Below are 14,394 nucleotides of genomic sequence, written 5' to 3'. Positions count from 1 at the left end.
AATAACATTAATCCCAAGACTAAGTCAAGTCTTTTGTTAAATTTATATCAGCTGTTTCATGAAAAAATCCGATGGTCCGCAACTTCTCATATCGCTTCTCGCGAAGCACCTCTGGACTTTCCGAACGCAGTCGAACCAAATACTTTGATATGACCTGCGATAATTCATCAGCAGTTTGGTTCAGATTATTGTGAGCTCCACCTTGAGGCTCCCGTACCAATTCGTCCGCTACCCCAAGCCTTAATAAATCTTGAGCGGTAAATTTCAAAGCGGCTGCCGCTTCTTTCGCCTTTGTTGTATCCTTCCAGAGAATTGAAGCGCAACTTTCCGGAGCAATTACGGAGTAAAAAGAATTCTCGAGCATTAATAGTACATTGCCCGCCCCAAGAGCGAGTGCACCGCCGCTTCCGCCTTCTCCAATCACCGTACTGATCACAGGAACATGATAGCCTGACATTGCAAGCAGGCATCGAGCAATTGCTTCACCCTGGCCTCGTTCCTCGGCTCCCAGGTCACAGGCAGCCCCAGGAGTATCAATAAACGTAAGGATCGGACGTCCAAACTTTTCTGCTTGATCCATCAATCGTACCGCTTTGCGATAGCCTTCCGGATGTGGCATGCCAAAATTTCGTTTAATATTTTCCTTCGTATCCTTACCCTTAACCTGGGCAATTACGGTCACAACAATTCCGTGGAAAAGTGCTATTCCACCAGCAACAGAGCGATCATCCGCAAAGAGCCGATCCCCTTTGAGTTCTGTGAAGTCTTCAAACAACAGGGGAGCATAATCATAAAAGTTAGGTCGCTCAGAGTGACGAGCAATTTGAACTTTCTGCCAGGGCTCAAGGTTTCCGTAAATCTCCTTCTTCAAGAGTGCCACTTTTTTTTCAAGGGTGGCTACTTCTTGAGAAAGGTCAATCCCCTTTTCCGCAGAAAACTTTTGGATTTCTGCAATTCTAACTACCAGTTCCGCAATGGGTTTTTCAAATTCAAATAGTTGCGCCATACTGAGCCCCTTCCTGATGGTACCGTAGTAAACGTGCTAAAACGGACCGCATCTGAGTACGCGCCACGATCAGATCAATCAAGCCGTGTTCCTGGTTAAACTCAGCCGTTTGTGCTCCCTTAGGGAGTTCTTGCCTCATGGTTTGTTTGATGACACGCGGTCCCGTAAACCCAATTAAAGCATTAGGTTCAGAAATCATAATGTCTCCCAGTGAAGCATAGCTGGCTGTCACCCCACCGAAGGTGGGATCTGTAAGCACGGAAATATATAATAGGCGGTTCTCTGCCAATTTTCCTAAAGCCGCACTCGTTTTGGCCATTTGGTAAAGAGAAAGAATCCCTTCTTGCATCCTGGCACCTCCGGAAGTAGAAAAAATAACCACCGGCAACCTTAACTCAATCGCCCGTTCAATCGCCCGGGCAATTTTTTCTCCCACGACAGAACCCATACTGCCCATCATAAAACTCGCTTCATTAATAGCAACTACAAAGGGAATATCCTCAATCCTGGCACGACCCGTGAGTATTCCTTCTGTCATGCCTGATTTTTCCTGGGCTTCAATGAGTTTTTCTTCGTACCCGGGAAATTCCAAAGAATCTAAAGTTGTTAATTCAGCATCCCACTCTTCGAAACTGTTTTCATCCACCAATAACGCAAGGCGTGCACTGGCAGAAATTCTAAAATGATGCTCACAGGTAGTACAAACTCGCGCGTTTTCCTCGATATCTTTATTGAAGAGAACTTCCCCACATTTGGGGCATTTAACCCATAGACCATCAGGAAGTTCTTTTTTACTTACACTAACAGATTCTTCTTGCATAGAAACCTCAGACGGAGTGCGATTCTGCATCTGACCGGATTTTATGGTAACATACTTTGTCTTTCTGAATATATCCTTAAACATAGTTAGCTCCCCATAGCGCCAGTGATAATTTCATGCGCCTCTTCAGCTTCAGATTCCGGTACAAGAATTTCGACTGAAGCATGTTCACCAAGATGCGCCGAGCCAATCGGACGAAGCTGGACAAGCATCCCTTCATCCGTAAGGATTTTCTTATACTTCTCAGCGATTAATTTATTGGGAGCAATATAAATGACCGTCCACATTTTTGAAAATCCCCCTTTTTAAATCGATTTATGATACCATAGCACTTCTAATTGTGCAACAAAGGGGTATTCTAATCCTCCATATTAGAGTCTGAACGAAGACTAGAATACTTTGCGATAAGCGCCTTTTCTACATGTAGGGGTACAAAATCAGAGACCCCGGCATGTAAACTGGAAGCCCATTTAATGGCACTTGAACTGATAAAGGAGTATTCGCTTTGGGTCATAAGGAAAATTGTTTCCACATCGGGAGCGATCTTTTTGTTCATTAAGGCCAATTGGAATTCATATTCAAAATCGGATAAGGCTCGGAGCCCTCGAATTATGGCGATGGCCCCGCATTGGCGAGCAAACTCAACTGTCAACCCTTCAAAAACACGAACACTGACATTAGGCATGTCTTTGGTTGATTCCGTGAGAAGTTCCATTCTCTCACCCAATGTAAACAATGGAGTCTTATTACTATCGGCAGCAACGGCAATAATCAAGCCATCGAATAGCTCTTTAGCTCGAACTAATATATCAAGATGTCCCTTAGTTACTGGGTCAAACGTTCCAGGATATATTGCAATACGCACACTTTATCACCTTTTCATTTAGGATGTTTTGATGGTTTTCGCCTTAAAAGCTAAGATTCCTGCAAGGTAAGCCCCTTTAGGCAAAATATTTAGCTGGTCGCCAGACCACATTCTGTTGATCCATCACTTCCCAAAGTGCGCTTGTCAGTTCATCTCTATCATTAACCCAAAATTTCCGTTTTCCTTCAAGGGTTTTCTGACTATCCTCAAAGTAGAAATAAACCGGTTGGCTACCAGGAAAACGTTGTAAGATACTCAATACGGTTTGCATCAAATCACTTTCTTCGTTAGAGAATCTTAAAAAGAGTCGCTTAGCTACAGCTTGGGACGAGTTGCTTCTCGTAATCGAGCTTGGGACTTCTTCGGAAATTGCGGCTGGTCTAGTCTGTTTATTATTTCCAGAAGGTTTTAAGTCCTCTAGCTTAGTAATTTTCTCGGCAAAGATCTTCTTTTCGTCGTCTCGAATGTTATATCGTCCTGACACAACAATCACATCGTCATTAGCAAATGTATTAGTCTGAGCATAAACACGGGGAAAGACCAACACCTCAATTCCGCTCGTTAAGTCTTCCAGAACGAAGCTGGCCATCATTTCCCCTTTTTTAGTAACATTCTGCCGAAAACCAGTCACTAATCCACCAAGCGCAACTTTCTTCTCTTCCTCCCCTTCCAGGCAAGTTAAGATATCTGAAGAAATATAATCCTTTATTTGAGGTAAAACAGAAGAAAGCGGGTGTCCACTTAAGTAGAGTCCGAGATACTCCTTTTCCATGTCCAAGATCTCTCGTTCTTTAAAATCCGGAAGTTGGGGCAAAGTAATTCCTTCATCCATCTCTTCATCCAAATCGAAAAGAGAGAATTGCCCTGAAAGTCGATCCTTTTGCCGACGCCCAGTGGTCTCGAGTACTTGATCGATTACTGCCAGAGCTTGCGCTCTTGTGCAAATTGATCCAAAGGCACCAGAGCGGATTAAGCTTTCCAGAACACGGCGATTCAAAACTTTTTGGTCGACACGCAGGCAAAAATCATCGAGAGATTTAAAAGGTCCATCCTGCCTAGCATCTAATATCTTCTCCACTACATTAACGCCGACGTTACGAATGGCGCCAAAGCCAAAGCGGATCGCTTTCTCCTCAATGGAAAATCCGACTTGACTATATTGAACATCTGGAGGAAGCACCTCAATCCCACCAGTTCGAGCATCTTGAATATAAAACGAAATTTTATCCGACGAGCCCATTACTGTACTTAAAAGAGCTGCCATAAATTCTAATGGATAGTTTGCTTTTAAATAAGCCGTTTGATACGAGATCACGGCATAAGCTGTTGCATGCCCTTTATTAAAGCCATACTCTGCGAATTTGGCCATTAAGTCAAAGATTTCTTCTGCATCTTTGAGTGTCAAGCCAATGCGCAGTGCCCCCGGAATAATCCATTTTCCATCCGTATCTTGCAATCCATGAATGAAATTTTGCCGTTCCTCTGCCATGATTTCTTTCTTCTTTTTCCCCATCGCCCGGCGTAGCAAATCCGCTCGTCCCAGAGAGTAACCCCCCAGATCCCGGGCAATCTGCATGACTTGTTCCTGATATACAATAATCCCGTAGGTCGATTTAAGGATCGGCTCTAACTTTGGATGCAGATAAGTAATATTGCCTCCGCGTTTTCGGCGAATAAATTCTGGGATTTGTTCCATTGGACCAGGCCGGTATAAGGCTACGACAGCGATAATATCCTCGAAGCATGTTGGTTTGAGATCCTTTAGAATCGCGCGCATTCCGCCGCTTTCCAGCTGGAAAATCCCCGTACTGTTTCCTGACGCCAAAAGCTCATAGGTTTTCGGATCATCTAAGGTTAACGTTGGTAAATCAAGCTTTAAGCCATGGGTCTCTTCAATCCGCAGCACGGCCTCTTGTAAAATTGTCAGATTCCTCAAACCCAGAAAATCCATTTTTAGGAGCCCAATTTCCTCAACTGCCTTCATCGGAAACTGAGTCATGACAAAGTCTTCTGACGTCCTCTGGAGTGGCAAATAATTCATAAGAGGATCTTTAGAGATCACGACCCCTGCAGCATGCGTAGATGCATGTCGGGTCATTCCCTCGAGGGACTTGGCCAAAGTATAGAGTCTTTTTATTTCTTCATCCTCTTCTACCATTCGGGCCAAATCAGGGGATACATCTAAAGCCTTCTCCAAAGTCATTCCCAGATCCGAAGGAATAGCTTTGGCTACTTTATCGACTCGAAACAAGGGGATAGCCAACACTCTTCCCCCATCTCGGATAGCCGCTTTAGCCCCCATAGTTCCAAAGGTGATAATCTGACATACCTTATCAGCACCGTATTTTTGGGTAACATAGCGGATGACACGTTCCCGGCCTTCCGGGTCAAAATCTATATCAATATCCGGCATTGAGATACGTTCAGGATTTAAAAAACGTTCAAACAGCAGATCAAAGCGCAAGGGTTCAACCGATGTTATCCCTAGTAAGTATGCCACCATACTCGCAGCCGCAGATCCTCGTCCCGGGCCGACGACCACGCCATTATCCCTGGCAAAACGGCAAAAATCTGCCACAATCAAAAAATATCCGGAAAAGCCTGTTTGGAAAATGACATGAAGTTCGTAATCTAATCGTTCACGTTCCCGCTCCGTCATTTGAGGATAGAAATGGGGAAAGGCCTTGCGGCATTCTGCCTCTAGATAGTCATCTAAGGTGTATCCTGGGGGAACCTCGAACACAGGTAAAAAATTATCCCCAAAATGAAAATCCATGTGACAACGTTCCGCGATCAAGGACGTGTTCGTCAACACTTCCGGGTGTTCCCCAAAGAGCAGAGACATCTCCTGTTCAGATTTAAGGAAGAACTCCTGACTGGAAAAACGCATTCGCGCTGTATCATCTAAGGTCTTACCGGTTTGAATACAGAGCAAAGCATCTTGAACGAACGCATCCTCACGCTTAACATAGTGCACATCATTTGTAGCCACCATCGGAATCCCCGTGCGCTCGTGAATCTTCCACATTCCTATAATGACTTTGCGCTGTTCTTCTATCCCATGATCTTGGATTTCCAGAAAGAAATTCCCTTTACCGAAAATTTCTTCATACTCAAGGGCGCTTTGAACAGCCATTTCCAATTGTTCCTGCACCAAGTGCTCAGCGACTTCTCCAGCCAAACAGGCACTTAGGGCAATGATCCCTTCCGAATGCTTGCGAAGAATTTCTTTATCTACTCGAGGTTTATAATAGAAACCTTCGATATGAGCCATAGAAACTAATTTGATCAAGTTGCGATACCCTTGCTCATTTTCAGCAAGTAAAACCAAGTGATAATTCGCGTCGTCTTTCCCTTGTATCTTATCCGTCCTCTTATTAGGGGCTACATAAACTTCACACCCTATAATCGGTTTGATTCCGGCTTGCTTACAGGCCTTATAGAAGTCGATAACCCCGTACATGACTCCATGATCCGTGATAGCCAAAGCCGACATTTCTAATTCCACTGCACGCTGGACTAAGTTTTTAATTCGTGCTGCTCCGTCAAGCAGACTAAATTCTGTATGATTATGCAAGTGAACAAAGCCACACGTATTCTGAGAGATTTGAGTCATTATAAGGATTCACCTGCCTTCCTTAGAAAGCCCCCTCTTGAATGAGGGGGCTTTACAAATTAATGGACTGTTTCGCTAACCAATTTCTTATCCCCTATCCTGGCAGTCATTAAACCTTTGGCAACCATAGCATTATTAGCCGTCACTTCTACCTCAATATTGCAATGTTTCTTGGCAACTAATAATAGCCTTGCTGTGACCTTAATTTCTGTTCCGACTGCTATCGGCTGCAATTGGTACAGGGTAAAATTCTCGGTAATCGCATTAAGTCGATACTTCTTGCGCAGTCCAATATAGCCCGCCATATTCATAACTGTCACGATAACTCCACAACTGGCAGAACCGTAGTCATCACTCATGGCATTGGTAATTTCCCCTTCAATAGTGAGATGCTCTGCATCATCGACAAATCGGAATCCGCTTAGCACAAGATTATCGACTGTTTCTCCAAACTGTGGTTGTTTCTGAACTTGCTGGTAAGCTTCAATGACATCTTGTAAGCTAATAATGCCGATTAATTTCCCCTGATCTGCAACGACAGCTATTTCCCACCCTTCCCAAACCATGATTCGGGAAATATGGGTGACAGGATCATCTCGACCGACAAGAAAAGGATTAGAATTCATAACCTCTTTGATAGGTGTCTTGACCTCAGCTCCGGCGACATCCACCGCGGTAACGATTCCAACTAAATTCATTTCCTCATCAACAACAGGAAAACGGCTGTGGTCCGTATTTTGAGATAGTTTTCTCCAATCGTCGACCGTAGCATCTGCAGTTAGATAGCTCACATCTTTAACCATAATATCTTCAACTAAAATGAGTTCTTTCTGAATCAATCGATCATAGAGGGCACGGTTAATCATTGAAGTGACCGCAAATGTATCATAAGGAGACTGAATAATCACTAATTCATTATTTCGTGCTAAAGCTACAACCTCTTCATCAGGTTCAAATCCTCCGGTAATTAACAGTGATGTCTGATGATTTAGAGCAACAATCTGGGCGTCACGGCGGTTTCCAACAATACACAATGCACCCTCTTCTAAGTAGCGCACCATGGTATTTAACTCCATTGCGGCAATAACGAACTTATTAGGGGAGCGATCGAGATGTGCAAAGCCGCAAATAACAACACCTTCTGCAATCTGAGAAACTTCACGCAATGTCAAATCCTCGATTTGCCTCTCTTTGACTCCTTCAATTCGAATCGTTCCAACCTTAGGAATCGAACGGACAAACCCTTTAGCCTCTGCCTCTTTAATAGCCCGATAAGCTGTTCCTTCACTGACATCCAGCTCTTTAGCAATGAACCGAACTGAAACTTTACTGCCAATTGCCAGATCTTCAATAAAGGTTAAAATTTGTTGATGCTTTGTCAACTATATACGCTCCCCACTATTACTATATCGGACTATTATTATATCACATGAATTTATATTCAACTATGTTTTAGAGGAATCTTCTAACCATCTTTTCGCCGCCTTTGAGTCATAAGCCCTCCGATTCTCCCTGCATCCTTAGCACTTAAAGAATGCCATCCATTACTGTGTATCTGGTCGAGCAAGCCCAACTCCGCCGCGATCTCCATTTTCAGAGGTTCTAAAGGATCTATTCGCCTAACCTTTGGTTTTTGCTGCTTCATTCTTAGATCCTCCCCCTGCTCATGAGGTTAAAGCCTTCTTCATAATGAGGGCAATTTGGTCCGCGTTCACCGATAATATGTTCCAAACGACAACGACCTTCAATCCCATAAAGACAATGCATCGTACATAATTTTCTTGTCATTTAAATTCATCTCCTCGACTTATAATGATCTCTCCTCACCTTTTAAGTTTGACCATTTTTTCATAAAAATATCCCACTTGAGAATCAAGTGGGATTGATTGATTTCAACTATGTTTTAAACTTCGTATGATTCGCCCGGACTTAGGGCCTGGCCTCGACTTTCCGGCACTCTGCGCTGCAGAAGATGTAAGAACTCTCCAACATCTTGGGCAATTAATGGGAATGTATTATAGTGCATGGGAATAACCACTTTAGGGCGCAATAATTGGGAGGCATGAACCGCTTCTTCTACCCCCATGACGAAATTATCACCGATTGGGAGCATAGCAACCTCGATAGGATAACGACGGCCGATAAGTTCCATATCCCCGAACAATCCTGTATCCCCTGCATGATAAAGCCATTTTCCCTCCATCTGAAGCAAGAATCCGCAGGCTAACCCCCCATAGATCATATGCTCTTCGTTGGGACTTTCTATCCCAGATCCATGTAATGCAAGAGTAAGTTTAATCAATCCAAAGGGAAACAGATGCTTTCCTCCAATATGCATAGCATGGGTCTTAGCCCCCTGGCTCTGACAATAACTCGCCAACTCAAAAACAGCAATGATCGGAGCTCCGGTCTGCTTAGACAAATGTACTGCATCCCCTAAATGATCACTATGCCCATGAGTGACAAGAATCGCATCAAGATGAGTAAAATCCGAGGGCCTAGCCGTTGCGCTTGGATTACCTGTTAAAAAGGGATCTATAAGGATTCTTCCCCCTTCCCCTACAATTTCAAAGCAAGCATGTCCATGGAAATGAATACGCATACACGAGAAACCTCCTATTTTTTAACGTTTGATGTACGTTTGCAATGCTTCCCAAAATTGAGGATAACTAAGGTTCATTTCCCAAAGTGCAACACCGCGTATGCCTTTCTGCGTTGCAAGCTCCAGTTTCTCTCTTAAGCTCCTTGGATCTTCAAAGTATACTGTGTGACGAACTCCTCTGGTCTCGTATCGGAAATACGTGCTGTGTTGCCTTGCATCCCATTGTAACGGAGCACCGTATCGACGTGCAAGCTCTGTAGCCCGTTGATAACCGATAACTTTCCCTGTACCGTTCTCTGGCCAATCATACCCATACATTGGAATTCCCATATAGATTTTATCACGTGGAATATTGGCTATGGCATAATCTAAAACTTGAGTAACCCAAGGAATTGAGGCTACCGATCCCGGTTCGCTTTCCGACCAATGTTCTTCGTAAGTCATCAGAATTACTTCATCCACAGCTCGCCCAATTGGTCTATAATCAAACGACCCCCTCCAAGCATCCTGAGGGTCATCAGAAGTTTTAGCAGGAACATCTATTGAAACCACGAAGTTTGCTTCTTTAAACATAGCAGACCATGTTTGAATCAGTCGTGTGAAAAGTGGGCGATCGGCCGGCGCCGCTTTCTCTAAATCGAGATTTACTCCATCCAAACGATACTCGACTAAAACATTGCGTATGTTTCTCCAAACGAGGTTCGCAAATTCTTGTTCTCGCACTAAACGTCCTATCAAAGCTGTAGAAAACTGACCCTGCCTCGTTAAATTGCTAATGACTAAATATACTTTAATCCCCATGGTATGGGCCTCTTCAATAAGTTGCCGACTTGGACGCCCAAGGATTGCTCCATTACTCTGAATAGAAACCTCAAAAATTGCTAGTTGTTGTATGCTGTTCCCGTAACGTTTTAAATAAGGATAACCCTTTGTTTGCTCCGTTAAGCCATTATAAAAGGCAAAAACATTTAATGGCATACTTATACCCCCTTTCCGACCATCATATGCATGGAGGGAAAAAGAAGTGTAGCAGGCACCTAATGGCAAAGGCAATATTTTAGTATTCCAGATGGAATTCACTTTGACTGTCGTCGAGCGAATACAGCAAGCTTTTCAGTTCGGCGCATTAGAATAGTGATCAGTATCGCAAAAACTACAAAGAGAACTACAAAGGCACTAATCCATTGTCCCTTTGCTCCAAGTACGGCAGCAACCCCAAAACAAGCACTAATTCCATACATTAAGAATACAGCTTGCCTTTGAGTGAACCCAGCATCGAGTAAACGATGGTGCAGATGCCCCCGATCTGCCATAGCAATAGACTGCCCACGCAGTTTTCGCCGTATGATGGCAAAAGTTAGGTCTGTGACTGGCATGCCCAAAACTAGGAGCGGGAAAACCAAACCAAGAATTGTTGCAGTTTTAAGGAGGCCCATGATGGAAATCCCTCCAATAATATACCCAAGAAACATACTTCCTGAATCCCCCATGAAAACACGCGCCGGAGGGAAATTGAAAAACAGGAAGCCGAGAAGCGCTCCGGCTAAAGCTAAGGTAAGATGAGCAGCTGGAAATTGATTAATCCCGTCCGCCGACCAAAACAGCAAAATGGCGACGATAAAACATATGCCGGCAGCCAGTCCATCCAATCCATCAGAAACATTGACTGTGTTCACCAATCCGACGACCCAAAATAGCATGAGTATAATGCCAACAGCACTTAGGCCATGATATGCAAAATTTAGAGGTTTATCGAGGAACGGGAGGGAAATAAAATTCATGGAAAAATCAAAGAAGATCAGCACTGCCGCCGCCGCGATTTGCCAATATAGCTTATACAAAGGGCGAATTTCACGGATATCATCCCATATACCAACCGCTACAATGATGGTACTTCCAATAAATAAGCCCCAGATATTTTCACTCCAAGTTTGTGTCACCACAGCAGTAATCCAAAAAGCCACATACAGTGCCAAGCCGCCAAGACGTGGAATCGGTCGTCTGTGAATATGTCGCCCGCCCGGATAGGCAATTGCCCCCCATCGTTTCGCCAGTTTCATAGAAAATGGCGTAGCAATTACTGCAATCACTAAGGCCATTAAAAATGTCAACCAATATCCATTCATCATGATTGTTCTTCAACCGCCTTTGCATTGCGTTTTGTTAACATGTGCTTTGCCCCTTTCTAGACAAGGTCCGGAAAATCCCATTGGCGTAACACTTCGTAAACGATAACAGCCACAGAATTTGATAGATTTAAGGAACGAGCATCCGCACGCATCGGCAATCGCAGTGCCGTTTCTGGATAGCGCGCAATAATTTCAGGAGCCAGTCCTTTGGTTTCCTTCCCAAATAGAAGGTATCCTCCTAATTCATAGGAAATATCCGTATAAGATCTTCCACCTTTAGTGGTAGCTAAATAACGAGGACCAACAGGATTTTTTTCTTCAAACTCCGCAAAATTTTCATAAATATAAATATCTAAAAGATGCCAGTAGTCTAGACCGGCACGTTTTAGTTGTTTGTCATCAATGCTAAAACCTAATGGTTTTACTAGATGGAGTGCAGCTCCCGTCGCTGCACAAAGCCGTGCCACATTTCCTGTATTCGGTGGAATTTCCGGTTCAACTAAGACAATATTCAGTCGCTTCTTCAAGAATACGGGCCCCTTTCAATGACATCCTGCACAATTCCCACTACACCCTGGCGAACAGCTGCCGCTTCCGGCCCCTCCGCAGATTCCCAGACTTGAAAATCCGGAGATGTGTTTTATCAGCCCTGTGTTTCCACATTCCTCACACCTGAGTTGCTCCCCATTATCTCCTATTTTACACAATTCCGTGGTGATCCCCCCACAGCTCGGACATCCAAATTCATAGATTGGCATATAATGACTCCTCTCAGCTATGAACCATCAAATTGATTAAGTAAGGTTTTATTCTATCCAAACTATTATAACCTGAAATTCTGACAAACCCAACCTAATATTATCGAAACTTGTCACTTAAGCAATATCCTTTAAATTACTGAACTGAAAATTAGGATTATGCCCACAAGCATAAACAATCCTACAGCGGTTCCCCCTTCTCCTAGAACATCTATGCTAAACATTAAGATATTAACCTAGATTTTTTGACCCCATACCCTTTTATATCTTTAACCGTATACCCTATGAATCCTGTCCCTATGCAAATCAGAATTATCCCACCGATTGCTTTCATGCCACACACCGCTTAGTCTACTCATTATCTTGCCCCGGATTCAATTACAGGACCTCTCTCAGCTTCAGCATGAGAACATATTGTATAAATACGAGGACGGGAAACTAGTAACAGACAATACAGATAATTAAGAAAGATATTTTGTATACATAGAGGAAAAGCCTAGATGTTTCGTCTCGTTTTTGGTAAAGTTAATACCAAACTAAAAAAGGATTACCATGGCACGAAATCGTCCTCCTAATTTTTATCTTTTATAAGAATAAAATGCGTGTTATGATGTGTTATATAATAAGAGGAGTGAATTTAATGCTCAGTGAAAAGGATCGCAGACTGCTCAAACTCATTTCCGAAGATTGTAGACTTAAGCCTGAAGAGCTTTCTGTTCAAACCGGATTGTCGCCAGAATACATCACGAAACGTATTAGTGATTGGGAAAATGAAAAAGTAATCGTCGGCTATCAACCCATGATCAACTGGGACAGGACCGGCGATGAAAAGGTATCTGCTCTGATTGAAGTGAAAGTTTTGCCCCAACGGGGCTATGGCTTTGATAAGATCGCCAAACGTTTACAGAAATATCCTGAGATCAAAGCACTTTTTTTGATGTCCGGAGGATATGACTTATCCCTGCTTATTGAAGGTAAAACCATGCAAGATGTCGCCCTTTTTGTGGCTGAAAAGTTGGCCTCTCTTGAACATGTACAGAGTACAGCGACCCACTTTGTTCTTCGCCGCTATAAGCAAGACGGAATAGAGCTTATGGGCGAAGAAGAGACTCTCCAACGTCTGGTGGTGTCACCATGAATAATTATCTGGCCACCCATGTTGCAACCCTTCCTCCCTCGGGAATCCGAAAGTTCTTTGACCTTGTCGCGACTATGAAAGATGTCATTTCATTAGGGGTTGGAGAACCGGACTTTGTCACTCCCTGGACAGTCAGAGAAAGTGGCATCTTTTCTCTGGAAGAAGGACAGACCATGTATACCAGTAACGCAGGGCTTTTTGAGTTGCGTGATGAGCTGTCCCACCATCTGAATAAAACCTTGAATCTTTCCTACGACCCTCATCATGAGATTCTCATCACCTCCGGAGCGAGCGAAGCCGTCGACCTCGTGATGCGAGCTGTACTGGGACCAGGAGATGTTGTCTTAGTTCCCGATCCGTCCTACGTATCCTATGCTCCATGTGCCATATTGGCAGGAGCAAGCGTCAGCTACGTTCCAACTTATGCCAGGGAAAATTTCCGCATGCGCGTAGAAGACTTAGCAAGAGCCTATACTCCGAAAGCTAAGCTCTTAGTTCTCTCCTATCCGAATAACCCTACCGGAGCAATTATGAATCGCGAGGATTTGCTTCCCATTGCCGATTTTGTGAATGAGCACGATCTTCTTGTCCTTGCCGATGATATCTATTCCGACCTCACCTATGACGAGACACATGTCTCCTTTGCCAGCTTACCTGGAATGCGGGACCGCACTCTCTTTGTGAGTGGATTCTCAAAATCATATGCCATGACTGGTTGGAGAATTGGATACGTCGCCGGTCATGCTGATCTGATTCAAGGAATGACTAAAATTCATCAATACACAATGCTTTGCGCTCCCATCATGGGGCAATTTGCCGCCATAGAAGCATTGCGGTCTGCCAATGAAGCTAAAAACGATATGGTCACAGCCTATGACAGGCGACGACGTCTAATGGTTCACGGCTTTCGACAGATGGGCCTCGATTGTTTCGAACCCTTAGGTGCCTTTTATGTTTTCCCCGATATCTCCAAAACAAAATTATCTTCAGAAGAATTTGCTGAACAGCTTCTAATAGAAGAGCAAGTAGCTGTTGTTCCGGGAACTGCATTTGGCCCTTCCGGAGAAGGCCATATTCGTTGTTCTTACGCATATTCCATGGAGCAACTTCAGGAAGCCCTTAAACGCATTTCCCATTTTGTGGAGCGTAGATTAACCAATCTATAAGATTTGAGGATCTGAATATAATTCTGAATATAATTGAGGCATACTGTCCTTTAACAAAAATGGGTCCTATGTCAAGGACAATATTAAAACGTCTAAATAAGAATACCCTCATGTCATAATTATGATATGAGGGTATTCTCTATATTTTCACTGGATAAACTAGTTTTTCAAGTAAAGAGCATTATTGATTTGGTTCCTATTCTTCAATATCTAATTCAATCATTCCCTTAATCTCATGATGAAGTGATGAACTCAATCTCGCTAGCAAATGAATCTAAGATCGTTATATAATGG

General features: G+C 43.5%; 15 protein-coding genes. 2 read left to right on the top strand and 13 right to left on the bottom strand.

Features of this window, described 5'->3' with window-relative positions; all coding sequences use genetic code 11:
* Positions 1 to 19 precede the first annotated feature (19 nt).
* The 13 genes from BUB11_RS20385 to BUB11_RS20325 form a co-directional block, all read right to left on the bottom strand.
* Positions 20 to 1,006, bottom strand: coding sequence for an acetyl-CoA carboxylase carboxyltransferase subunit alpha (locus BUB11_RS20385; protein ID WP_073031775.1), 987 nt, complete (start codon positions 1,004 to 1,006; stop codon positions 20 to 22).
* Positions 990 to 1,910: an acetyl-CoA carboxylase, carboxyltransferase subunit beta gene (gene accD, locus BUB11_RS20380; protein ID WP_073031772.1), complete on the bottom strand. Its 921-nt coding sequence runs from the start codon at positions 1,908 to 1,910 to the stop codon at positions 990 to 992. The genes BUB11_RS20385 and accD overlap by 17 nt, the downstream gene beginning before the upstream one ends.
* A gap of 2 nt (positions 1,911 to 1,912) precedes the next feature.
* The gene (locus BUB11_RS20375; RefSeq protein WP_007784763.1) at positions 1,913 to 2,113 is read right to left on the bottom strand and encodes a putative signal transducing protein; all 201 of its coding nucleotides are present in this window, start codon (positions 2,111 to 2,113) and stop codon (positions 1,913 to 1,915) included.
* Positions 2,114 to 2,184: 71 nt separating this feature from the next.
* Positions 2,185 to 2,691 (bottom strand): pantetheine-phosphate adenylyltransferase, encoded by a 507-nt coding sequence (gene coaD, locus BUB11_RS20370; RefSeq protein ID WP_073031770.1) that lies wholly within the window; start codon positions 2,689 to 2,691, stop codon positions 2,185 to 2,187.
* Positions 2,692 to 2,767: 76 nt separating this feature from the next.
* Positions 2,768 to 6,307, bottom strand: a complete 3,540-nt coding sequence (locus tag BUB11_RS20365) for a DNA polymerase III subunit alpha (protein WP_073031768.1) — start codon at positions 6,305 to 6,307, stop codon at positions 2,768 to 2,770.
* 59 nt (positions 6,308 to 6,366) lie between these two features.
* On the bottom strand, positions 6,367 to 7,689 hold the full coding sequence (locus BUB11_RS20360) for a DRTGG domain-containing protein (RefSeq protein ID WP_073031766.1): 1,323 nt from the start codon (positions 7,687 to 7,689) through the stop codon (positions 6,367 to 6,369).
* Between the two features lie 83 nt (positions 7,690 to 7,772).
* The gene (locus tag BUB11_RS20355; RefSeq protein ID WP_073031764.1) at positions 7,773 to 7,952 is read right to left on the bottom strand and encodes an alpha/beta-type small acid-soluble spore protein; all 180 of its coding nucleotides are present in this window, start codon (positions 7,950 to 7,952) and stop codon (positions 7,773 to 7,775) included.
* Positions 7,953 to 7,954: 2 nt separating this feature from the next.
* Positions 7,955 to 8,095, bottom strand: a complete 141-nt coding sequence (locus tag BUB11_RS20350; protein ID WP_073031762.1) for a cleavage protein — start codon at positions 8,093 to 8,095, stop codon at positions 7,955 to 7,957.
* Between the two features lie 115 nt (positions 8,096 to 8,210).
* A complete protein-coding gene (locus BUB11_RS20345) occupies positions 8,211 to 8,909 on the bottom strand; it encodes a metal-dependent hydrolase (RefSeq protein ID WP_073031760.1) in 699 nt (232 codons plus the stop codon).
* Positions 8,910 to 8,930: 21 nt separating this feature from the next.
* Positions 8,931 to 9,887, bottom strand: coding sequence for a glycosyl hydrolase family 18 protein (locus BUB11_RS20340; protein WP_073031758.1), 957 nt, complete (start codon positions 9,885 to 9,887; stop codon positions 8,931 to 8,933).
* 98 nt (positions 9,888 to 9,985) lie between these two features.
* Complete coding sequence (locus BUB11_RS20335) at positions 9,986 to 11,038, bottom strand: glycosyltransferase family 4 protein (RefSeq protein ID WP_073031757.1); 1,053 nt, start codon at positions 11,036 to 11,038, stop codon at positions 9,986 to 9,988.
* A gap of 56 nt (positions 11,039 to 11,094) precedes the next feature.
* Positions 11,095 to 11,565, bottom strand: a complete 471-nt coding sequence (locus BUB11_RS20330) for a tRNA (cytidine(34)-2'-O)-methyltransferase (RefSeq protein ID WP_143187671.1) — start codon at positions 11,563 to 11,565, stop codon at positions 11,095 to 11,097.
* A gap of 15 nt (positions 11,566 to 11,580) precedes the next feature.
* Positions 11,581 to 11,796 (bottom strand): FmdB family zinc ribbon protein, encoded by a 216-nt coding sequence (locus BUB11_RS20325; RefSeq protein ID WP_073031756.1) that lies wholly within the window; start codon positions 11,794 to 11,796, stop codon positions 11,581 to 11,583.
* Between the two features lie 640 nt (positions 11,797 to 12,436).
* On the opposite strand from BUB11_RS20325, the gene BUB11_RS20320 reads away from it, so the two are divergent.
* Positions 12,437 to 12,934: an Lrp/AsnC family transcriptional regulator gene (locus BUB11_RS20320; protein ID WP_073031755.1), complete on the top strand. Its 498-nt coding sequence runs from the start codon at positions 12,437 to 12,439 to the stop codon at positions 12,932 to 12,934.
* A complete protein-coding gene (locus BUB11_RS20315; RefSeq protein WP_073031754.1) occupies positions 12,931 to 14,100 on the top strand; it encodes an aminotransferase class I/II-fold pyridoxal phosphate-dependent enzyme in 1,170 nt (389 codons plus the stop codon). The genes BUB11_RS20320 and BUB11_RS20315 overlap by 4 nt, the downstream gene beginning before the upstream one ends.
* Positions 14,101 to 14,394: the final 294 nt, after the last annotated feature.

Origin of the sequence: Desulfosporosinus lacus DSM 15449 (assembly GCF_900129935.1) — a bacterium.
Classification (GTDB): domain Bacteria; phylum Bacillota; class Desulfitobacteriia; order Desulfitobacteriales; family Desulfitobacteriaceae; genus Desulfosporosinus; species Desulfosporosinus lacus.
This window is presented reverse-complemented; position numbering and strand designations above follow the sequence as displayed.

Coding starts and splice junctions, on each gene's coding strand:
- BUB11_RS20385 (WP_073031775.1), bottom strand. CDS start 1,006: ATGGCGCAACTATTTGAATTTGAAAAACCCATTGCGGAACTGGTAGTT.
- accD (WP_073031772.1), bottom strand. CDS start 1,910: ATGTTTAAGGATATATTCAGAAAGACAAAGTATGTTACCATAAAATCC.
- BUB11_RS20375 (WP_007784763.1), bottom strand. CDS start 2,113: ATGTGGACGGTCATTTATATTGCTCCCAATAAATTAATCGCTGAGAAG.
- BUB11_RS20365 (WP_073031768.1), bottom strand. CDS start 6,307: ATGACTCAAATCTCTCAGAATACGTGTGGCTTTGTTCACTTGCATAAT.
- BUB11_RS20355 (WP_073031764.1), bottom strand. CDS start 7,952: ATGAAGCAGCAAAAACCAAAGGTTAGGCGAATAGATCCTTTAGAACCT.
- BUB11_RS20350 (WP_073031762.1), bottom strand. CDS start 8,095: ATGACAAGAAAATTATGTACGATGCATTGTCTTTATGGGATTGAAGGT.
- BUB11_RS20345 (WP_073031760.1), bottom strand. CDS start 8,909: ATGCGTATTCATTTCCATGGACATGCTTGCTTTGAAATTGTAGGGGAA.
- BUB11_RS20340 (WP_073031758.1), bottom strand. CDS start 9,887: ATGCCATTAAATGTTTTTGCCTTTTATAATGGCTTAACGGAGCAAACA.
- BUB11_RS20335 (WP_073031757.1), bottom strand. CDS start 11,038: ATGATGAATGGATATTGGTTGACATTTTTAATGGCCTTAGTGATTGCA.
- BUB11_RS20325 (WP_073031756.1), bottom strand. CDS start 11,796: ATGCCAATCTATGAATTTGGATGTCCGAGCTGTGGGGGGATCACCACG.
- BUB11_RS20320 (WP_073031755.1), top strand. CDS start 12,437: ATGCTCAGTGAAAAGGATCGCAGACTGCTCAAACTCATTTCCGAAGAT.
- BUB11_RS20315 (WP_073031754.1), top strand. CDS start 12,931: ATGAATAATTATCTGGCCACCCATGTTGCAACCCTTCCTCCCTCGGGA.